At 71.0% G+C, this 20,517-nt stretch carries 21 protein-coding genes and 1 tRNA gene; 18 read left to right on the top strand and 4 right to left on the bottom strand.

The genetic code is table 11. The annotated features are described in order from the left end of the window. The 9 genes from ACRDSK_RS19065 to ACRDSK_RS19105 form a co-directional block, all read left to right on the top strand. Window positions 1-838: DUF58 domain-containing protein (locus ACRDSK_RS19065; protein ID WP_431442443.1), on the top strand; the 838-nt coding region annotated here is incomplete at its 5' end. Window positions 839-965: 127 nt separating this feature from the next. Then, window positions 966-1,547: a hypothetical protein gene (locus ACRDSK_RS19070; RefSeq protein ID WP_431442444.1), complete on the top strand. Its 582-nt coding sequence runs from the start codon at window positions 966-968 to the stop codon at window positions 1,545-1,547. A 26-nt stretch (window positions 1,548-1,573) separates the two neighbouring features. After that, entirely contained in the window at window positions 1,574-2,893 is a 1,320-nt protein-coding gene (locus ACRDSK_RS19075) for an NAD(P)/FAD-dependent oxidoreductase (protein WP_431442445.1), read from the top strand. A gap of 154 nt (window positions 2,894-3,047) precedes the next feature. After that, window positions 3,048-3,121, top strand: a tRNA-Leu gene (locus ACRDSK_RS19080). A gap of 193 nt (window positions 3,122-3,314) precedes the next feature. Continuing rightward, on the top strand, window positions 3,315-3,671 hold the full coding sequence (locus ACRDSK_RS19085) for an ArsR/SmtB family transcription factor (RefSeq protein WP_431442446.1): 357 nt from the start codon (window positions 3,315-3,317) through the stop codon (window positions 3,669-3,671). Further along, entirely contained in the window at window positions 3,655-4,134 is a 480-nt protein-coding gene (locus ACRDSK_RS19090; RefSeq protein ID WP_431442447.1) for an SRPBCC family protein, read from the top strand. Before ACRDSK_RS19085 ends, ACRDSK_RS19090 begins: the two co-directional genes overlap by 17 nt. Window positions 4,135-4,153: 19 nt before the next feature. Continuing rightward, window positions 4,154-4,813 (top strand): DUF899 domain-containing protein, encoded by a 660-nt coding sequence (locus ACRDSK_RS19095; RefSeq protein ID WP_431442448.1) that lies wholly within the window; start codon window positions 4,154-4,156, stop codon window positions 4,811-4,813. 21 nt (window positions 4,814-4,834) lie between these two features. Further along, window positions 4,835-5,644 carry an alpha/beta fold hydrolase gene (locus ACRDSK_RS19100; RefSeq protein WP_431442450.1) on the top strand — a complete coding sequence of 270 codons (810 nt, stop codon included), beginning with the start codon at window positions 4,835-4,837 and terminating at the stop codon, window positions 5,642-5,644. Between the two features lie 34 nt (window positions 5,645-5,678). After that, window positions 5,679-6,089 (top strand): PPOX class F420-dependent oxidoreductase, encoded by a 411-nt coding sequence (locus ACRDSK_RS19105; protein WP_431442452.1) that lies wholly within the window; start codon window positions 5,679-5,681, stop codon window positions 6,087-6,089. Between the two features lie 8 nt (window positions 6,090-6,097). Here the strand turns inward: ACRDSK_RS19105 and ACRDSK_RS19110 are convergent, their stop codons facing one another. From ACRDSK_RS19110 to ACRDSK_RS19120, 3 genes are all read right to left on the bottom strand, one after another. Beyond that, on the bottom strand, window positions 6,098-7,321 hold the full coding sequence (locus tag ACRDSK_RS19110) for a hypothetical protein (protein ID WP_431442454.1): 1,224 nt from the start codon (window positions 7,319-7,321) through the stop codon (window positions 6,098-6,100). Between the two features lie 81 nt (window positions 7,322-7,402). Next, on the bottom strand, window positions 7,403-7,756 hold the full coding sequence (locus tag ACRDSK_RS19115; RefSeq protein ID WP_431442455.1) for a VOC family protein: 354 nt from the start codon (window positions 7,754-7,756) through the stop codon (window positions 7,403-7,405). Continuing rightward, window positions 7,753-9,747 (bottom strand): SDR family oxidoreductase, encoded by a 1,995-nt coding sequence (locus tag ACRDSK_RS19120; protein ID WP_431442471.1) that lies wholly within the window; start codon window positions 9,745-9,747, stop codon window positions 7,753-7,755. The genes ACRDSK_RS19115 and ACRDSK_RS19120 overlap by 4 nt, the downstream gene beginning before the upstream one ends. Before the next feature lie 114 nt (window positions 9,748-9,861). Here ACRDSK_RS19120 and ACRDSK_RS19125 point away from each other — a divergent pair, with 114 nt between their 5' ends. Beyond that, window positions 9,862-10,800 carry a phosphotransferase family protein gene (locus ACRDSK_RS19125; protein ID WP_431442457.1) on the top strand — a complete coding sequence of 313 codons (939 nt, stop codon included), beginning with the start codon at window positions 9,862-9,864 and terminating at the stop codon, window positions 10,798-10,800. Here ACRDSK_RS19125 and ACRDSK_RS19130 read toward each other — a convergent pair. Continuing rightward, a complete protein-coding gene (locus ACRDSK_RS19130) occupies window positions 10,793-11,890 on the bottom strand; it encodes a polysaccharide deacetylase (protein ID WP_431442458.1) in 1,098 nt (365 codons plus the stop codon). The genes ACRDSK_RS19125 and ACRDSK_RS19130 overlap by 8 nt on opposite strands. Window positions 11,891-12,170: 280 nt before the next feature. Here ACRDSK_RS19130 and ACRDSK_RS19135 point away from each other — a divergent pair, with 280 nt between their 5' ends. From ACRDSK_RS19135 to ACRDSK_RS19170, 8 genes are all read left to right on the top strand, one after another. Continuing rightward, window positions 12,171-12,974 carry a Bax inhibitor-1/YccA family protein gene (locus ACRDSK_RS19135; protein ID WP_431442460.1) on the top strand — a complete coding sequence of 268 codons (804 nt, stop codon included), beginning with the start codon at window positions 12,171-12,173 and terminating at the stop codon, window positions 12,972-12,974. A gap of 554 nt (window positions 12,975-13,528) precedes the next feature. Beyond that, entirely contained in the window at window positions 13,529-13,948 is a 420-nt protein-coding gene (locus ACRDSK_RS19140; RefSeq protein ID WP_431442462.1) for an NADH-quinone oxidoreductase subunit A, read from the top strand. A 15-nt stretch (window positions 13,949-13,963) separates the two neighbouring features. Then, window positions 13,964-14,512, top strand: a complete 549-nt coding sequence (locus ACRDSK_RS19145) for a NuoB/complex I 20 kDa subunit family protein (protein ID WP_431442463.1) — start codon at window positions 13,964-13,966, stop codon at window positions 14,510-14,512. A 6-nt stretch (window positions 14,513-14,518) separates the two neighbouring features. Continuing rightward, the gene (locus ACRDSK_RS19150) at window positions 14,519-15,325 is read left to right on the top strand and encodes an NADH-quinone oxidoreductase subunit C (RefSeq protein ID WP_431442465.1); all 807 of its coding nucleotides are present in this window, start codon (window positions 14,519-14,521) and stop codon (window positions 15,323-15,325) included. Then, window positions 15,322-16,632 carry an NADH-quinone oxidoreductase subunit D gene (locus tag ACRDSK_RS19155; protein WP_431442467.1) on the top strand — a complete coding sequence of 437 codons (1,311 nt, stop codon included), beginning with the start codon at window positions 15,322-15,324 and terminating at the stop codon, window positions 16,630-16,632. The genes ACRDSK_RS19150 and ACRDSK_RS19155 overlap by 4 nt, the downstream gene beginning before the upstream one ends. Before the next feature lie 217 nt (window positions 16,633-16,849). Beyond that, window positions 16,850-17,587 (top strand): NADH-quinone oxidoreductase subunit NuoE, encoded by a 738-nt coding sequence (gene nuoE / locus ACRDSK_RS19160; protein ID WP_431442472.1) that lies wholly within the window; start codon window positions 16,850-16,852, stop codon window positions 17,585-17,587. Then, on the top strand, window positions 17,584-18,891 hold the full coding sequence (gene nuoF / locus ACRDSK_RS19165; protein WP_431442468.1) for an NADH-quinone oxidoreductase subunit NuoF: 1,308 nt from the start codon (window positions 17,584-17,586) through the stop codon (window positions 18,889-18,891). Before nuoE ends, nuoF begins: the two co-directional genes overlap by 4 nt. Continuing rightward, the coding region (locus tag ACRDSK_RS19170; protein ID WP_431442470.1) for an NADH-quinone oxidoreductase subunit G at window positions 18,892-20,517 on the top strand (1,626 nt) is incomplete at its 3' end.

Below are 20,517 nucleotides of genomic sequence, written 5' to 3' on the forward strand. Positions count from 1 at the left end.
GCCGCTGCCAGCGGGCCCGCTGCCGCCGCGCGCCGCCGGGCTCGTCGGCGCGCACCGCTCGGCGCGTCCCGGCGACGGCATGGAGCTGCGCGACATCCGGCCGTTCCAGACCGGCGACCGGCTGCGCCGCGTCGACTGGCGGGTCTCGCTGCGCGCGACCGCGGCCACCGGGGGCGCGCTGGTGCCCGGCACGCTGCATGTCCGCGAGCGGCACGCCGAGGCCGACGCGGACCTGGTGCTGGCGCTGGACACCACGCTCGACGTCGGCGCCGCGATGGGCGACTGGGCGGAGGTGGCGCACGGCTCGCAGGCCCGGGTGGGCGGCAGCCTCGACACCGGCGTGCGCGCGGTGTGCTCGCTCGCGGCGGCGTTCCTGCGGCAGGGCGACCGGGTCGGCGTGGTCGACCTCGGCCACCCGCGCGGCGGGACGCGGGCCGGGACGGGCAAGCGGCAGCTGCAGCGGATCCGCCACTCGCTCGTGCTCGCCACGCAGCGGGTGACCGGCTCGGGAGAGCCGGTGCTGCTCGCCTCGCAGTACCCGCCGGGCGCGACGATCGTGGTGCTGTCCCCGTTCCTGGAGGACAAGCTCGTCGACCTGACCGTGCGGGCCGCGCGGCGGGGGAACCTGGTGCTCGCCGTCGACCTGCTGCCGGTCGACCTGGAGGCGGACCCCACGACCCCGTGGGGCGAGGCGGTGCGCCAGATCGTCGTCGCCGAGCAGCGGGTCCGGCTCGCGGTGCTCGCCGAGCACGGCGTGCCCGTCGCGCGGTGGGAGGACGGCTCCGCGGTCGGCACGCTGCTGCGCGCCGCCCGCCGCCGCCCAAGGGTCCGCCGATGAGACACCTGTCGACCTCCGGAACCGTCACCTCAGGGGAACGTGATGCAAGCCAGCCACAAGTACGTGACCGGGCCGAACGCTTGTTGCCCGAGGCGACCAACACCTTGAATTCCGGGGAGGCGGAACTGTGAGCGCCCCGGCATACGTCGACGTGCCTCGGTTGGGGCGCGGTGCACCGGGCTGGCTGCTGCGGGCAGCGGTGCTGGCGACCGGGTCGCTCGTGGTGGCCATCCCGTCAACGGAGGGCGCGATGTGGGGCGCGCTGTTCATCCTCGGGCCGGCGATCCTCGCCTCGGTGTACGCGCCCGCCTCCCCGGTGCCGATCGCCGTCGTCGTCGGCGCGGCCCTGCTGGCGGCGCTGACCGGCGACGACCCGCTGCGCCCGGCGGTGCTGGCGCTGATCCCCGCGGTGCACCTGTTCCACCTGTCCTGCGCGATCGCCGGCGTCGTGCCGGTGCGGGCGCGGGTGCACCCGAAGGCGTTCGTCCGGCCCGCCATCCGCTTCGTGGTCGTGCAGGCCGTCGTGTTCGCCTTCGTCGGGGCGGCGGCGCTGCTGCCGGCCGGCCAGACTCCCGCGCTGCTGGAGGTCGTGGCGCTGGCCGGCCTGGTGGTGATCGCGGTGGTCGTCGCCTTGTGGCACCGGCAGTCGAAACGGCAGTCGGACCGGCACGGCCGCGACGACTCTCACACCGAGGCGGACGGGCGTTGACCAGGTAGAGGTGCCACCATGGAGGCATGGGGAGAGGTAAGTCGGAACGGATCCTGATACTCGGCGGCGGGTACGTCGGGTTCTACGCGGCACTCGGCCTGCAGCGGCGGCTGCGCGGCGGCGAGGCCTCCGTGACCGTCGTCGATCCGCAGCCGCACATGACCTACCAGCCGTTCCTGCCCGAGGCGGCGGCCGGCGCGATCGAGCCGCGGCACGTGGTGGTCCCGCTGCGCCGGACGCTCAAGCGCTGCCACGTGCTCACCGCCCGCGTCACCAAGATCGTGCACGAGGCGAAGAAGGTGACCGTCGAGACTCCGGACGGCCAACAACAGGACCTCGACTACGACGTGCTCGTCGTGGCACTCGGCTCGGTGGCCCGGCTGATGCCGATCCCCGGGCTCGCCGAGCAGGGCATCGCGTTCAAGACCATCGGCGAGGCCATCTACCTGCGCAACCACGTGATGTCCAGGCTGGACGCGGCGAGCAGCACGGTCGACGAGAACCTGCGCCGCAAGCTGCTGACGTTCACGTTCGTCGGCGGCGGGTTCGCCGGCATCGAGGCGCTCGCCGAGCTCGAGGACATGGCCCGCTACGCCACCCGGTACTACGAGAACATCGATCCGTCCGATCTGCGCTGGGTGCTCGTCGAGGCGGCCGGGCGGATCCTGCCGGAGGTGCGGGAGAGCCTCGGTGTCTACACCGTTCTGCAGCTGGAGCGGCGCGGCATCGAGGTGTATCTGTCCACTCTGGCCAAGTCGTTCGAGAACGGACACGTGGTCCTCTCCGACGGCACGGAGTTCGACAGCGACACGATCGTGTGGACCGCCGGCGTGAAGTCCAACCCGGTGATCGCCGCGTCCGACCTGCCCTTCGACGACCGCGGCCGGGTGCGGGCGAAGCCCACGTTGCAGGTGGACGGTGTGGCCGATGCGTGGACCGCGGGCGACAATGCCGCGGTGCCCGACCTGTCCCGCATCGAGGAGGACCCGGACGCGCTGTGCGCGCCCAACGCCCAGCACGCGGTCCGCCAGGCGAACGTGTTGGCCAAGAACATCATCGCCGTGCTGCGGGGCCGCGAGCCCAAGCAGTACAAGCACCGCAACGTCGGGTCGGTCGCGAGCCTCGGCCTCCACAAGGGAGTCGCGGACGTCTACAACATCAAGGCGAAGGGCTTCATCGCCTGGGCCATGCACCGCGGCTACCACGTCGGGCGGGTGCCCACGTTCAACCGGAAATTCCGCGTAGTAGCCGACTGGTTACTGAGTGGACTGTTACGGCGTGAGGTCATCTCGATGGGCCAGATCAACAATCCGCGGGCCGAGTTCGACCGCGTCTCCCGGAGCTGATGCGCGCATTTCCACCGCGTTGCACTAGGTTGCCCCGGGTAGCCTTTGGAACCCACTTCGGGTACAGCTAAATGGCGTACCCGGGATTGGTCCAGCGGACCCAAGTTGTGCAGAACCCGTCCGCGGCCTGGTGATCACGCCCTAGGCTGCGCCTGCCCCCGTAGCCCAACTGGCAGAGGCAGCCCCCTTAAAAGGGGTGGAGTGCCGGTTCGAATCCGGTCGGGGGCACCGTGACTCGGCACTTTCTTCCGCCATCATACCGCGACTGTTCGCAATTGATTTGACACTCAGCGTGGCACCTAATTCGGGTGTCCATTTCCACCTGCGGTTTCGCCCGCCCGCCCGGGTCGGGGGGGTTGACAGCGGGCGACGTGCGGGTGCACGCTGAACCGGTCAGTTAATTAACTAGGTGGTTGAGTACATGATCGTCGATCAGCTGAGCACGACGTTCGCGGCCCTCGCCGACCCGACGCGCCGGGCGATCCTCGCCCGGCTCACCACTGGCGAGGCGACGGTCACCGAACTGGCCGAACCTTTCGCGATGAGCCTGCCCGCGGTCTCCAAGCACCTGAAGGTCCTGGAGCGCGCGGGGCTGATCGCCCGCGGCCGCGAGGCGCAGTGGCGGCCGTGCCGGCTCGACCCGGCGCCGCTGCGGGACGCGAACGAGTGGCTGGAGACCTACCGGCAGTTCTGGGAGGAGAGCTTCGACCGCCTCGCCGAACACCTGCGGAGGCTCCGCGGGGAGCAGGAGGAGCAGAAGAATGACGACGAGGAGTGACATCGCGATGGATGCCGCCGCGACGGCCCACGAGCTCGAGCTGACCCGGGTGTTCGACGCCCCGCGCGAGCTCGTGTTCGCCTGCTGGACCGATCCGGCCCACCTCGCACAGTGGTGGGGCCCGGCCGGCTACACCCCGACCGGCGTCGAGGCGGACGCCGTCGAGGGCGGCGCCTGGCGGTTCGGCATGCGCGACCCCGAGGAGGGCGGCGAGCACTGGGCGAGCGGCGTCTACCTCGAGGTCGTCCCGCCGGAGCGGCTGGTGTTCAGCTTCAGGTGGGACCCGCGGGAGAACCAGCCGGACGAGGACACCCTGGTCACCATCACCTTCGCGGACCGGGACGGCAAGACCGAGATGACCTTCCATCAGTCCGGCTTCGCGACGGTCGAGTCCCGCGACGGGCACACCGACGGCTGGCGGTCGGCCTTCGACGACCTCGCCGCCCACGTCCACAAGTCCTGAAACCACAAGGAGAATCCTCATGACGTTGCCCGAGATCGTTCCGGCGGAGAAGTGGCGGATCGCCCGCGACGAGCTGCTCGTCGCGGAGAAGGCCGCGATGCGCGCGCAGGACGCGGTGAACGCGCAGCGGCGCCGGCTGCCCATGGTCGAGATCACCGAGGACTACCGGTTCACCGGGCCGGACGGCGGCGAGCACTCGCTGTCCGATCTGTTCGACGGCCGGCGCCAGCTGATCGTCTACCACTTCATGCTGTTCGACGGCGACGACCACCGCTGTCCCGGCTGCTCGATGATCGTCGACAACATCGCCCACACCGGCCACCTGCACGCGCGGGACACCACGCTGGTCGTGACGTCGCCCGCGCCGCAGTCCCAGATCCAGCCGTTCCGCGACCGCATGGGCTGGACCGTGCCCTGGTACTCGGGGACCACCGCGTTCGCGGACGACATGGGCTCGGGCGGCGAGTTCGGCATCAGTGTCTTCCTCCGCGATGACGAGGCCGACCGCGAGCGGGTGTACCGCACGTACTTCACGACCGGCCGGGGCGGCGAGTTCGTCCTCTCCACGCTGCGCTGGCTGGACCTGACGCCGATGGGCCGCCAGGAGGCCTGGGAGGAGTCGGGCCGCGGCGACAACGAGCCCGGCAGCTGGTGGCAGCTGCATGACGAATACGTGTAAATCGCGGTAACATGCTGGACCATGACCCGACAGCCCATCGAGATCGCCTTCGAGCGGCGGGGCAGCGGCAGCCCGCTGGTGCTCCTGCACGGGATCGGACACCGCTGGCAGGCGTGGGAGCCGGTGCTGGACCGGCTGGCCGGCGCGCACGACGTGGTCGCCGTCGACCTGCCGGGGTTCGGTCGCTCGCCGCTGCTGCCCGAGGGCCGCGGGTACGACATGCCGAGTGCGGTGCAGGCGTGCGCGGACATCTTCGAGGACATGGGCCTGGACCGGCCGCACGTGGCGGGCAACTCCCTGGGCGCGGTGCTCGGCCTGGAGCTCGCCTCGCGTGGTCTGGTCTCGTCCGCGACCGCGCTCGCGCCGGCCGGGTTCTGGACGCCGCGCGACCGGTCCTGGGCGCTGTGGGTGCTGCGGATGATCCGGCTCAGCGGCCGCCTGCCCGGCGGGTCGGCGCTGCTGCGGTGGCGGTACTTCCGGGTGGTCGCGGGCGGTCTGCTGTACGGGCACCCGTCCCGGATGAGCGCCGAGATCATGCTCGCGGACCTGGTGTCGATGGTCGGCTCGCCCGCGTTCGACCTGGTCGCGGCGGCCGGGCGGGGCTACGCCTACGCCGCGCCCGCGCCGTCGGTGCCGGTCACCGTCGCGTGGGGCACCCGGGACCGGATCCTGTGGCCGCGGCAGGCCGGGCGGGCGGCCGAGCTGCTGCCGCGCGCCCGGCACGTATGGCTGCCCCGGTGCGGGCACGTGCCGATGATCGACGAGCCGGAGCAGGTGGCCACGCTCATCCTCGAGACCTGCGCGTCCGCGTCGCGGACCGAGGCCGCTTGACCTCGTCCATGGTCGAGGTTGCAGAATCGCCGGCATGGACGATCGTCTGCGCGACCTGCTGAGCGGCTCCCACAACGGGGTGCTGGTGACCCTCAAGCGAGACGGCCGCCCGCAGCTGTCCAACGTGGGGTACACCTTCGCCGACGGTGTCATCCGCGTGTCGGTGACCGACGGCCGCGCGAAGACCGCGAACCTGCGCCGCGAGCCGCGAGCGAGCTTCTACGTGACCACGCCGAACTTCCGTTCGTACGTGGTGGCCGAGGGCGACGCCGACCTGACGCCGGTGGCGAAGGACCCGGACGACGCGACGGTCGACGAGCTGGTCGACGTCTACCGCGCGATCGCCGGCGAGCACCCGGACTGGGACGAGTACCGCGAGGCCATGGTCAACGACGGACGTCTGGTGGTTCGCATCCCGGTGACCCGGGTCTACGGCATGGCCTGACGGCTCACTCAGCGCTTCGCCGGATGCGAGCGGCGGGAGCGCTGCGGCGGCACCCGCTTGCCGTTGCCGCCGTTCGGCCTCGGCCCCGAGGCGTCGGCCGGCTTCTCGGCGGCCGGCGTGGCGGGCACCGTGGGCGGCTCGGTGGCCGGCTCGTCCGTCGGCTCGACGGACGGCAGCAGCTTCGTATGCGTCTTGACCGCCGGCATGCTCACCTGCGTCGGCGGATCGACCTTGGCCAACGCCTTCGCGGTCGCCGGGTCGACGACCGGCAGACCCTGCTTCGACACGGGCTCGTTCTTCTCCGTCGCCGACTCGGCCGGCTCGGTCGGTGACGACTCCGCGGCGGCCGGCGACGACGCGGTACCCGGCGGTTCGGTGTCCGGCCGCACGGTGCCCGGCTGTTCGGGCATCGGGAAAGGGTTCTCCCTCGCCAGCTCGGCCTCCGACTCAGCGGGCTCGAGCAGGTCGACGCTGCGGGCCAGCAGCTCCTGCGTCCCGCGCAGCCGCTCCGAGAGCTCCGCCCGCACCAGGGTCAGCCGCTCGACCTGGTCGGTCAACGACTCGAGGCGGGCCTTGGCCTGCTCGTCCGCCTCGCGCAGCTTCGCCTCGACCTCGGCCACGCACGCCTCCCGGCGCTGCGTCAGCTCCCGCTCCAGCGACGACCGCTTGGCGTTCATCGACTCGGAGAACTCGCGGTCGATGCGCACCCGGTCCCGTTCGGCGGCCGAGTCGAGCTCGCGGCGGCGGCGCTCGGCTACCGTGGTCAGCTCCTCGGCCTGCGTGCGCGCCGCGGCGCTGATCGACTTGTGTGTCGCGTGGATCTCCGCGTGTTGGTCGTCCAGCTCGGCGAGCATCTTGCGGTAGCGCTCCCGCAGCTCACTCGACGCCTTCTCCGCCGCGGCCCACGAGCTGTCCGCCGCGGCCCGCGCGCGCGTGGTGATCTCGCCGGCCTGCGCCTTCGCCACCTCGATCAGGCGCGCCGAGCTCTCCGTCGACTCCGCGTCGGGCGTGCCGATCGCGTCGAGCCGCTCGGACAGCGCGGCGACCTCCCGGCGGGCGATCTCGAGCTCGCCCTCGAACTCGGCGGCCTGCTGGCGCGCCTCGATCCGGTCGGCGTCGGCCCGCTGCGCGCGCTCGAACAGCTCGTGGACATACGCTCTCACCTGAGCACGGTCGTAGCCGTGACGTGCCACGGTGAAGCTGACATCCGGCGCGGAGAGGTCATCAGCCATGACGTGACCGTACCCGCGTGAGTGCCGACCGCAACAGGATCGTCCGGCGGCGTTCTCCGGTCTGTCCACAGTGGACTGACGTCACGGCAGGTCGTGGGCGGTGGGATGCCGCGGCTCGTACAGGCCCAGCGAGCCGGCGCCCGGCACGTCGAGCGAGGTGAGCAGGCCCCAGCCCTCGTCGCTCACCTCGCTGGTGAACTCCACGCCCTTGGTGGTCAGCTCGGCCATGGTCTTCTCGAGGTCGTCGCACATGAGATACAGCTCGTGCTTCGGCGACTCCTCCGTGGGGTGCACGGCGAGCTCGGCCGGCGGCGACTTGAAGATCAGCCACCCGCCGCCGGCGTCCACATTGGACAACCCGAGGACGTCGCGGAGGAAGCCGCGCGCCGCGTCCGCGTCGGTCGCGAACATGATCGTGTGTGCGCCAGTAATCACCAGTGGAAACCTCTCGTCAGTTTGGCCAGGGCGGTGGCCGCCGCACCGAGGTGGCGGTCGCCCTTGCCGATCTTCATCCGGCCGGTGCCGCCGGCCGCGGTGGAGTCCGGGAAGATCCGGTAGCCCTGGTAGGCGATCGCGTCGACCAGGCCCGGGGCCACCGTGTACGCGGCCGAGATGGCCCAGCCGGTCGGCGTGCCGATGTGCTTGGGCCGCTCGAGCAGGGCCTCCATCACCATGTCCGCGGCCTGCTCCGGCGACTTGGTCGGGAAGGCGTCGTAGATCTTGGTCGGCCGGATCATCGGCGTGCGGACCAGCGGCATGTGCACGGTGGTGAACGTGATCCCGGCGCCGTGCGTCTCGGTGGCGACGATCTTGGAGAAGTAGTCGAGCGCCGCCTTGGACGCCACGTACGCGGAGAACCGCGGCGCGATGCCCTGCACGCCGATCGACGACACGTTCACGACGTGTCCGAACCGCCGCTCGATCATGTGCGGCATCAGGGCGAGGATGAGCCGTACCGCGCCGAAGTAGTTGATCGCCATCGCGCGCTCGTAGTCGTGCATGCGGTCGTAGGACAGCTGCACCGAGCGGCGGATGGACCGGCCGGCGTTGTTGACCAGCATGTCGATGCCGGGCTGCTCGTTCAGCATGGCCTCGACCGTCTTGGCCACCGACTCGTCGTCGGTCAGGTCGCACGGGTAGACGAAGGACTGCCCGCCGGCCGCGGCGATCTCCGCCTGGACCTCCTCGAGCTCGGGCTGCCGGCGCGCGACCAGCAGCGGGACCCCGCCGGCCGCGGCGACCCGCAGCGCGGTCGCCCGCCCGATGCCCGACGAGGCACCGGTGATCACCACGCGCCGGCCGTCGAGCTCGCCGCGCTGGCCGTGGCGGCGCGCGCGGAACGGGTCGAGGTGCTCGCGCCAGTAGCGCCACAGCACGTCGGCGTAGTTCTCCAGGAGCGGCACGTCGACACCGGAGCCGGCCAGCTCCATGCGGGTCTCTGTCGAGTCGAACACGGGCCGGAACGTCAGCGTGGTCAGCAGGACCGGCGGGATGCCGAGCCGGTCCAGCACGGCGTCGCGGGCGATCGTCACGCCCGGCACGTGCTCGGCGAGCTTGACCAGGCCGAGCAGCGGGTTCGACAGCCGGTGGTCGAGCTCGGCGGTGGCCACGGGCGCGCCGGCCGCGCGGGCGAAGGCGTTGTAGACGCTGCGCGCCGACTGCGGCTCGGGGTTGACCAGATGGAACGCGCGGCCGTCCAGGCCTGGCTTGGTGACCAGGTGCGCCATCGACTTGGCGACGTAGTCGACCGGCACGATGTTGGTGTCGCCGATGTCCGGCAACACCAGCGGCACGCTCGGCACCGAGCTCAGCCGGGCGAGTGCGGCGAAGAAGTAGTACGGCCCGTCGATCTTGTCCATCTCGCCGGTCTCGGAGCTGCCGACCACGATCGCCGGCCGGTACACCCGCCACGGCACCTCGCGCTGGGTGCGGACCAGCCGCTCGGACTCGAACTTCGTCCGGTGATAGGCGGTGACCAGCCGCTGGCCGGCGTCGAACATCTCCTCGGTGAACCGGCCCTTGTAGTCGCCGGCGACCGCCACCGAGGACACGTGGTGCAGGCAGCCGGCGCGCACGGTCGCCGCGAGCTCGAGGACATGCCGGGTGCCGTCCACGTTCGCGGCGATGCTGGCGTCGTCGTCGGCCGCGATGTCGTAGAGCGCGGCCAGGTGCACGAGGTGGTCGACGTTGCCGGTCAGCTCCGCGAGCGTGTCCTCGCGCACGCCGAGCCCCGGCTCGCGCACGTCGCCGAGCACCGGCCGGGTCCGCTCGACGTTCGGCCAGTCGCGGGCGGCCAGGGCCAGCTTGTCCTGGGAGCGCTCGCGCACGAGCAGCCACACCCGCTCGGTGTCCGGCCGCGCCAGCAGCTCGGCCACGAAGTGCCTGCCGATCAGTCCGGTCGCGCCGGTGACCAGATAGGTCGCCATCGCCTCGTCCTTCCCCTCGGTGAAACCGCTGCACAGCATCCCACTGCCCGCCGGACCTCGCTTCACCCGAGAAAACCAGATGTGCGCCAGCCCACGTTCGGCGATCATCGGGCGATGGTGTGGGACGGCGTCGGCGGCAACCGGCTCGCCTGGGCGGAGCTGCCGGAAACGGTACGAAAGTCGATCGAGGTCGCGCTGGGCTCGGCCGTCGTCGATGCGGTGAGCCAGCCCGGCGGGTTCTCGCCGGGCTTCGCGGCGCGGTTGCGGCTCGCGGACGGCAGGCGGTTGTTCGCGAAGGCGATCTGCGCCGCGCAGAGCGTGGACGCCGTGGCCTTCCACCGGCGCGAGGTGTGCGTCGCCGGCCGGCTGCCCGCGACCGTCGCCGCGCCGAGACTGCTCTGGCACGGTGGTGGCGACGACTGGGCCGCGCTCGTGTTCGAGGAGGTCGACGGGCACAACCCGCGGCTGCCGTGGCGGCTCGAGGACTGGGCCCGGGTGCACGACGCTCTGGTCCGACTCGCGCGCGATCTCACACCGAGCCCGGTCGACCTGCCGCCGCTCGCTGCCGACCCCGACCTGTTCTCCGGCTGGCGCTCGCTCGCGGCCGACCCCGCGCTCGCCGCCTGGCTGGATCCGTGGACGCGCGACAACGTGGACCGGCTCGCCGCGCTGGAGGCGGACTGGCCCGAGGCGGCCGCGGGCGACACGCTCGTGCACGGCGATCTTCGCGCGGACAACATCCTGCTGGCCGGGGAGCGCGTGCTGTTCGTCGACTGGCCGCACGCGGGCGTCGGCGCGCCGTGGATCGACCTGCTCGGCATGCTGCCCAGCGTGGTCATGCAGGGCGGTCCGGACCCGGCGGAGGTCTGGCGGACCTCGCCGCTCGCTCGCGGCGCCGACCCGGCCGCGGTCGACTCGTTGCTGGCCGCGGTCGCCGGGTTCCTCCTGCACGGCTCCCTGCTGCCCGACCCGCCGGGACTGCCCACGCTGCGGCGGTTCCAGCGCATGCAGGCGGAGCCCGCGCTCGCGTGGCTGCGTTTGCGGCTCAGGTGACCTGTGCGGGCCGCATCGAGCGGAACTGGTCCAGCACCGCCGGGTCCTGGAGCTTCATCCACCTGATCACCTGCGAGTACGTGGTGCAGACGGTGTTCTCGCGCACGCACACCTCGCCCATGAACCGCTCGGTCGCCGCGCTGAACGCGCCGCCGGACCAGTCGTTGAAGTGCGTGCCGACGGTCAGCGGCGCGCGGTTGGTGTTCAGCGCCGCCTGGTACGCGGCCCGGTAGGTGTCGAGTGTCACCTCGGTGAACTCCTTGTCCCGCGAGGGATCCTCGCGGGCGCCGTTGAGCGCGTACCAGAGGTTGTAGTCGGCCATGACCACCCGCTTGCCGCCCAGCGCGGGTACGCGGACCACCGGCACCGCGAACTCCCAGATGCCCGCCCGCTGCCGCGGCCAGGCGATGCCGTCGGAGGTGCGGCTGGAGTCGTAGGTGAGGCCGTGCTCGGTGAGCGCGGGCGCCAGCGTGTCGAGGGCGCCCTCGAGGCACGGGGTCCGGCCGCCCTTGATCGCGTTCTCGTCGACCAGCAGGCCATGGGTGATCGCGTCGTTGACGAAGTCGAAGAACTGGTCCAGCTCGGCGTTCCACTGCGCGGTGGACCAGTTCTTGCCGCTCGGCTCGTTGCCCGCGCAGAAGTGGCCGTTGTAGTGGGTGCCGAGCTCGTGCCCGCGGTCGAGGGCCTCGTTGAGGTCGGCGATGCGGGCGTCGACCTCCTGGCTGGACCCGCCGAAGCTGATCGCCGCGTGCCCGGAGGGGTGGCCGGGCCCGGTGTACTCGCCGCGACGGGAGTCGGCCAGCAGATAGATGCCGGACAGGAAGCCGGTGACCTGCGCGTCCACCTTGTCCGCCAGCGGCAGGATCCGGCGCCAGTGGTCGTGCGAGCCGGCGCCGTCGAAGGAGAACAGCACGAACTGGGGCGGCTTCTCGCCCGGGCGCAGCGCGCGCATCCAGTCCGGCGGCGCGGCCTGCGCCGCCGGGCCGCCCTCGCCCGGTGTGGCGGGTCCGACGGTGCCGAGCCCCACCAGGATCGCGAATGTCAGCGCCAGCGCGACACCGGTGACGATCGGCCCCCACCGACGCCTCATCGCACCTCCCGACTCTGCTGTCCGTAAAGGCTAGGGAGAGTAGTAGCCGGGTTGGGGGACGCCAGGCCGGGTCGACATTCACTATTTGACTACCGGCGGTCGCGCTGGACTCACCCACATCGGCCTGCGCAGGGGCTACTGTGAGCGCGCGATCTCCGTTGCCGGGTTCTTGGCGACGATCACACCAGGACGGGTAAAGTCACCTTTACCCAACCGGGAACTAGCCGGCATGGTCGGTCGTTGAATCCGGTGCAGGAGCCATCAGGCCCAGGAGGAACAGGTGCGTTCTACCAGTAATCCCGCGTTCCGGAACCTGCCGTCGGGCGGGTTCGGCGGCGGCTACGCGGGCTTCCAGTCACAGCCCCAGGCCAGCATGCCGGGATACGGCGGCTATCAGGCGCCGCCGACCGCCGGTGATCGCCCGATGACCGTGGACGACGTGGTCACCAAGACCGCGATGACCATCGGCCTGGCGCTGATCACCGGCATCATCACCGGCGTCGCCGTGCTCGGCGGCGCCATCAGCCCGTTCCCGCCGATGATCGGCGGTCTGATCGTCGGACTCGTCCTGTCGCTGATCATCATCTTCAAGAAGACGCCGAACGCCGGGCTCGTGCTCGCGTACTCCGCGGCCGAGGGCGTGTTCCTCGGCGCGATCAGCGGCGTGTTCGAGATGTTCGTCGAGGGCGTCGCGCTGCAGGCGATCATCGGTACGGCGCTCGTGTTCGTCACGATGCTGGTGGTGTACAAGACCGGCGCGGTCAAGGTGACCCCGAAGCTGACCAAGTGGATCATCGGTGCGGCCGTCGCGGCGTTCGGCCTGATGATGTTCAACCTGCTGATGGGTCTGTTCGGCGTGGAGACCGGGCTGCGGGGCGACGGCCCGCTCGGGATCATCGTCGGCATCGTGTTCATCGGCATCGCGGCGTTCATGCTGCTGCTCGACTTCGACATGGCGGACCAGATGATCCGCGCCGGCATGCCGCAGAAGTGGGCCTGGTACGCGGCGTTCGGTCTGATGACCACGCTGGTCTGGCTGTACTTCGAGATGCTGCGGCTGCTGTACCTGCTGCAGAGCGACTGAGGCTTATCCCGGGGGAGGGGGCGTCCGGCCGAAAAGGCCGGGCGCCCCTTCTGTCATGTCCGCGGTTGGTCCGGCGGCTGCGAGCGAAACGGGGTCGAGGGCTTGCTGCGAGCGCGGAGGGTCCGGGGCCGGCGGCGGATTTTACGGGCTCCGACTCACGCCTCAAGAGGTCGCGCCACTGCCAGCGCTGGTCTTTCGCCGTCGGCGACCTCTTGACCCGCGAGCCTCCGTCGCCTGAGGGCAGAAGATTGAGGGCAGGGCTGGCGCCCTGCCCTCAAGTGGCCCGCCGCCGGCCCCGGACCTTCTTCCTCGTGCTGGCGCCGGGAGTCCGCTTCGGGCGTGGACGGAAGTCCGTACTCCGTAAGGGGATCTGCCTGCACTCCCGATTTCGAGCGTCCTACACTGTTCCCGGCGGTCTTGTGAAGCGCTTCACAACCTAGCTTGTGAATGTTTTCACAAGCTGTTGGCCAGCAAGGTTAGGTGCGCCTAACCACCGGCCGCCAGATGACCACCCCATAGGGTGCCCGGCGAGGGAGCGGGAAAGGACGGCGACGGTGTCAGTACTCGCAGTCAGCACATCTGTAGCACAGAACGAGAACGTGTCCGCGGGGCTGGGGAGCTACCTGCCGCTGTTCCTGCTTTTCGTTCTCGCGGCGGGGTTCGCCGTGTTCTCGGCGCTGCTCGGGCCCCTGGTCGGGCCCCGGCGCTACAACCGGGCGAAGTTCGAGGCCTACGAGTGCGGCATCGAGCCCTCGCCGCAGCCGGTGGTCGGCGGCGGTCGCGTCCCGGTCGCCTACTACCTCACGGCGATGCTGTTCATCCTCTTCGACATCGAGATGGTGTTCCTCTACCCGTTCGCCGTGTCCGCTGACGCGATCGGCTTCTTCGGGCTGGTGGAGATCGTCCTGTTCATCGCGACGCTCGGCTTCGCGTACGCCTACGTGTGGCGGCGCGGCGGCCTCGACTGGAACTGACGGGAGGGGGAGACAATGGGTATCGAGGAGCGGCTCCCCAACGGGATCCTGTTGGCCAGCTTGGAGAAGCTGGTCAACTGGGGCCGCAAGAACTCACTCTGGCCGGCCACCTTCGGCCTCGCCTGCTGTGCCATCGAGATGATGACCACCGGCGGTCCGCGCTACGACATCGCCCGCTTCGGCATGGAGCGGTTCAGCGCCACGCCGCGCCAGGCCGACCTGATGATCGTCGCCGGCCGGGTCACCAACAAGATGGCCCCGGTGCTGCGCCAGATCTACGACCAGATGGCCGAGCCCAAGTGGGTGCTGGCCATGGGCGTCTGCGCCTCCTCCGGCGGGATGTTCAACAACTACGCCGTGGTGCAGGGCGTCGACCACGTGGTGCCGGTCGACATGTACCTGCCCGGCTGCCCGCCGCGCCCGGAGATGCTGCTCGACGCCATCCTCAAGCTGCACGCGAAGATCCAGGACGAGCCGCTCAACGCCCGCCGCGCCGCGCTGCTGGCCGAGCGTGGGGCGCGCACCCCGATGATCGCGTCCTCCGTCAAGTACGCGAAGAAGTGACGACACATGCCTGACGAGAAAGACGTCACGCCCGCCGGCACCCCGGCGCCCGGCGAGCCCGGCGCCGGGTCCGAGCGCCCGGCCAGCGTGGAGCAGCGCCCGGACGAGTCGCTCGCCCGCCCGGCCGCACCGCGCGAACCGCTGGTCGCCGGCAAGGCCCGGCGCGGCATGTTCAACGTGTCCGGCTCCGGCGACACGTCCGGCTTCGGCGGCCTGCGGCTGCCCCAGCACGTCGCCGCCCCGGCCGAGCGCCCGTACGGCGGCTGGTTCGACGAGTTCACCGACCAGCTGCTCGCCGGCATGCGGGACAACAAGATCCCGACCGAGGCGATCCTGCAGGTGACCGTCGACCGCGGCGAGATCACCTACTACGTGAACCCCGAGCACCTCGTGGCGCTGTGCCGGCTGCTGCGCGACGACCCCGCGCTGCGCTTCGAGCTCTGCAGCTCGGTGTCCGGTGTGGACTACGGGGTGGACGTCCCGCAGCGGCTCCACTCCGTCTACCACCTCACCTCGATGACCTTCCGCCGCCGCATCCGCCTCGAGGTGGCCATCGAGTGGTCGCCAGAGGACGGCGGCCAGCCGCACTGCCCCTCCGTCGTCGGGGTCTACCCGACCGCCGACTGGCAGGAGCGCGAGACCTGGGACATGTTCGGCATCGTCTACGACGGGCACCCCGCGCTGACCCGGATCCTCATGCCGGACGACTGGGACGGCCACCCCCAGCGCAAGGACTACCCGCTCGGCGGCATCCCGGTCGAGTACAAGGGCGCCGAGATCCCGCCCCCGGACCAGCGGAGGTCGTACTCATGACCGACCAGTACGCGGGCGAGCGCGAGACCACCGAGGGGCGCATCTACAACGTCACCGGTGGCGACTGGGACGAGGCGCTCGAGGACGCCGTCCACGACGAGCGCATCGTCATCAACATGGGTCCGCAGCACCCGTCCACGCACGGCGTGCTGCGGCTGGTGCTCGAGCTCGAGGGCGAGACCGTGACGCAGGCCCGGTCGGTGATCGGCTACCTGCACACCGGGATCGAGAAGAACTGCGAGTACCGCACCTGGACCCAGGGCGTCACCTTCGTGACGCGAATGGACTACCTCGCCCCGCTGTTCAACGAGACCGCCTACTGCCTCGGCGTGGAGAAGATGCTCGGCATCACCGCCCCGCCGCGCGCGCAGGTGATCCGGGTGCTGCTGATGGAGATCAACCGCATCGCCTCGCACCTGGTCGCGCTCGCCACCGGCGGCATGGAGCTCGGCGCGATGACTGCGATGACGGCGGGCTTCCGGGAACGCGAGGAGTGCCTGCACCTGCTGGAGTTCCTGACCGGCCTGCGGATGAACCACGCGTTCATCCGGCCGGGCGGTCTCGCCCAGGACCTGCCGGAGGGCTACGAGCAGGCGATCGACGAGTTCATCAAGGTGATGAACAAGCGGCTGCCGGACTACGACAAGCTGCTCACCGGCCAGCCGATCTGGAAGAACCGGCTGATCGGCATCGGCTACCTGCCCGTCGACGCGTGCCTGGCGCTCGGCGTCACCGGGCCGATCCTGCGCTCCGCGGGCCTGCCGTGGGACATGCGCAAGGTCGAGCCGTACCTCGGCTACGAGGAGTACAACTTCGAGGTGCCGACCTCGACGGCGGCCGACTCGTACGCGCGGTACCTGCTGCGCGTCGAGGAGATGCACCAGTCGCTGCGGATCATCAGGCAGGCGCTGAAGCGGCTCGAGCCGGGTCCGGTCATGGTCGAGGACGCGAAGGTCGCCTGGCCCGCGAAGCTCGCGATCGGCGCGGACGGCATGGGCAACTCGCTCGAGCACGTCCGCAAGATCATGGGCCAGTCGATGGAGGCCCTGATCCACCACTTCAAGCTGGTGACCGAGGGCTTCTCGGTGCCGGCCGGGCAGACCTACACCGCGGTCGAGTCGCCGCGCGGCGAGCTCGGCTACCACCTGGTGTCCGACGGCGGCACCCGGCCGATGCGGGTGCACGTCCGCGATCCCAGCTTCGTGAACCTGCAGTCCATGCCGGCGATGTCCGAGGGCGGCCTGGTCGCCGACGTCATCGCGGCCATCGCCTCGATCGACCCGGTGATGGGAGGCGTCGACCGGTGAGCGAGCTTGCGAGCGAACAAATGTCACAGGGCGACCGTGAACGGCGGCCCGGAGCCTGCGAGGGGCCGTCGTGAACGAGAAACTGTCCACCGGGGCCACGTACGGGGGTTCCAGCGTCGGGGCGGGGGACACCCACGTCGCCGCCGGCCCGGACGTCGACGTGGTCGCCGCGTCCGCGGTCAGCCGTGAGGAGACCGAGCGGCTGGTCACGCCGGCCATGCCGGACCTGTCGGTGTTCGGCCCGGACATCATCGCCAAGGCCGCGAACCTGATCGCCCGCTATCCGGAGTCCCGCTCGGCGCTGCTGCCGATGCTGCACCTGGTCCAGTCGGTCGAGGGCCACGTGAGCCAGGCCGGCGTCCAGTTCTGCGCCGACCAGCTGGCGCTGTCCACCGCCGAGGTCACCGCGGTCGTCACGTTCTACACGATGTACAAGCGCAAGCCGTGCGGCGAGCACCTGATCAGCGTCTGCACCAACACGTTGTGCGCGGTGCTCGGCGGCGACGCGATCTACCAGACGCTCCAGGAGCACCTCGGCCAGGACGGCCGGCCGCTCAAGCACGAGGACACCGCCGGCACGCCCGGCGAGGCCGGCTCGATCACGCTCGAGCACGCCGAGTGTCTCGCCGCCTGCGACCTCGGCCCGGTGCTGCAGGTCAACTACGAGTTCTACGACAACCAGACGCCGGACTCGGCCGTCGCGCTCGTCGACGCACTGCGCCGTGGCGAGCGGCCCGTGCCGACCCGCGGCGCGCCGCTGACCAGCCTGCGCGACGTCTCACTCCAGCTCGCCGGGTTCTTCCCCGAGGACGAGGCGACCTACCGGTCCGAAGTGGACGGTCCGTCGGCCGCGGTGGAGACCGTGCGCGGCGCCCAGCTCGCCGCCGACCGCGGGTGGACCGCCCCGACGATGCCGGACAAGCCGCCGGCGCTCCCGGAGGTCGAGAAGAAGTGACTACAGCGGAACGGGCGACGCCGGACCCGGTGACTCCGGTGCTCACCAAGCGCTGGCTCTCGCCGGACTCCTGGCGCCTGTCGACCTACGAGCGGCTCGAGGGCTACACCGCGCTGCGCACCGCACTCGCCGGCACCCCGGAGCAGCTGGTCCAGCTGGTGAAGGACTCGGGGCTGCGCGGCCGCGGCGGCGCGGGTTTCCCCGCCGGCGTGAAGTGGTCGTTCATGCCGCCCAACGAGGAAAAGCCGCACTACCTCGTGATCAACGCCGACGAGGGTGAGCCGGGGACCTGCAAGGACATCCCGCTGATGATGGCGGACCCGCACTCGCTGATCGAGGGCTGCGTCATCGCCGCCTACGCGATGCGCAGCCACCACTGCTTCATCTACGTCCGCGGCGAGGCGCTGCACTGCATCCGCCGGCTCAACGCCGCGGTGCGCGAGGCCTACGACGCCGGCTACCTCGGCACGAACATCCTCGACTCGGGCTTCGGCCTGGACATCACGATCCACGCCGGCGCCGGCGCGTACATCTGCGGCGAGGAGACGGCGCTGCTCGACTCGCTCGAGGGGCGCCGCGGCCAGCCCCGGCTCAAGCCGCCGTTCCCGGCCGCCGCGGGCGTGTACGGCATGCCGACCACGGTCAACAACGTCGAGACGATCGCGAGCGTGCCGTTCATCGTCAACGGCGGCGCCGACTGGTTCCGCGCGATGGGCTCCGAGCGCTCGCCCGGACCGAAGATCTTCTCGATCTCCGGCCACGTCGAGCAGCCCGGCCAGTACGAGGCGCCGCTCGGCACGACGCTGCGCCAGCTGCTCGAGATGGCCGGCGGCATGAAGGACGGCGTCCCGCTGAAGTTCTGGACCCCGGGCGGCTCGTCCACCCCGCTGTTCACCGCGGACCACCTCGACGTCCCGCTGGACTTCGAGGGCGCGGTGGAGGCCGGCTCGATGCTCGGCACCACCGCGATCATGGTCTTCAACGAGACCGTGTCCGTGCCGTGGGCCGTGATGAAGTGGACCGAGTTCTACGAGCACGAGTCCTGCGGCAAGTGCACGCCCTGCCGCGAGGGCACCTACTGGCTCGCCGGGATCCTGCAGCGGATGGTGGCCGGCCACGGCACCGAGTCCGACATCGACACGCTGCTCGACATCTGCGACAACGTGCTCGGCCGGTCGTTCTGCGCGCTCGGTGACGGGGCGGTCAGCCCGATCACCAGCGGCATCCAGTACTTCCGGGACGAGTTCCTCGCACTGTGTGAGGACAACAAGAACGCCAGCCCGGCGCTTGCGGGAGCTCACTAAATGACTGCCATCGAAGAAAAGCCGGACTCGCCGCCGGTGCCGGAAGGGCACGTGCGGCTGACCATCGACGGCGTCGAGGTCGTGGCGCCCAAGGGTGAGCTGCTGATCCGCACCGCGGAGCGGCTGGGCACGGTCATCCCGCGCTTCTGCGACCACCCGCTGCTCGACCCGGCCGGCGCCTGCCGCCAGTGCCTGGTCGAGGTTGAGATGGGTGGGCGGCCGATGCCCAAGCCGCAGGCGTCCTGCACGCTCACGGTCGCCGACGGCATGGTCGTGAAGACCCAGCGGACCTCGCCGGTCGCGGACAAGGCCCAGCAGGGTGTGATGGAGCTGCTGCTCATCAACCACCCGCTGGACTGTCCGATCTGCGACAAGGGCGGCGAGTGCCCGTTGCAGAACCAGGCGATGGCCCACGGCCGGGCGGACTCCCGGTTCGTGGAGAAGAAGCGGACCTTCGCCAAGCCGATCCCGGTGTCCACGCAGGTGCTGCTGGACCGCGAGCGGTGCGTGCTCTGCCAGCGCTGCACCCGCTTCTCCGACCAGATCGCCGGCGACCCGTTCATCGAACTGCTCGAGCGCGGCGTGCAGCAGCAGATCGGCATCGCGGAGAACAAGCCGTTCCAGTCCTACTTCTCCGGCAACACCATCCAGATCTGCCCGGTCGGCGCGCTCACCAGCGCCGCCTACCGGTTCCGGTCGCGCCCGTTCGACCTGGTGTCCACGCCGGGCGTCTGCGAGCACTGCAGCTCGGGCTGCGCGGAGCGCACCGACTGGCGGCGCGGCAAGGTGATGCGCAAGCTCGCCGCCGAGGAGCCCGAGGTCAACGAGGAGTGGCTCTGCGACAAGGGCCGCTTCGCGTTCCGCTACGTGACCGCGGGCGACCGGATCACCCGGCCGATGGTCCGCGACGCGAAGACCGGCGAGCTCGTCGAGACCTCGTGGACCGACGCGCTGCGCACCGCCGCCGAGGGGCTCGCCAAGGCCCGGGATGGCAAGGGCGTCGGCGTGCTGGCCGGTGGCCGGCTGACCGTCGAGGACGCCTACGCGTACGCCAAGTTCGCCCGGATCGCGTTGCGCACCAACGACATCGACTTCCGGGCCCGCGCGCACTCGGCCGAGGAGCTGGAGTTCCTCGCCTCGACGGTGGTCGGCACCACGCCGGAGACCGGGGTGACCTTCCGCGGTCTGGAGGCGGCGCCCGCGGTGCTGTGCGTGGCGCTGGAGCCGGAGGAGGAGTCGCCGATCGTCTTCCTGCGGCTGCGCAAGGCCGCCCGCACGGGCCGCACCAAGGTGTTCCACATCGGACAGTGGACGTCGCCGGCCGTGGACAAGACGATCCGCCCGCACGGTGTGGACAAGCCCGCCGCCGGCATGCTGCTCGCGTGCCCGCCCGGCGGCGAGGCGGCCGCGGTCGACGGACTCGCGGGCCACGCGCCGGACGTCACCGAGGCACTCGGCGGCGCCGGCTCGGTCATCCTCGTGGGCGAGCGGGCCGCGCAGGTGCCGGGCCTGTTCACCGCCGTGGTGAAGCTGGCCGAGACCACCGGCGCGCGGATCGCCTGGATCCCGCGCCGGGCCGGCGAGCGGGGCGCGCTCGACGCGGGCGCCGCGCCGACGCTGCTGCCC

The organism is Actinophytocola sp. (assembly GCF_050699915.1).
GTDB lineage: Bacteria > Actinomycetota > Actinomycetes > Mycobacteriales > Pseudonocardiaceae > Actinophytocola.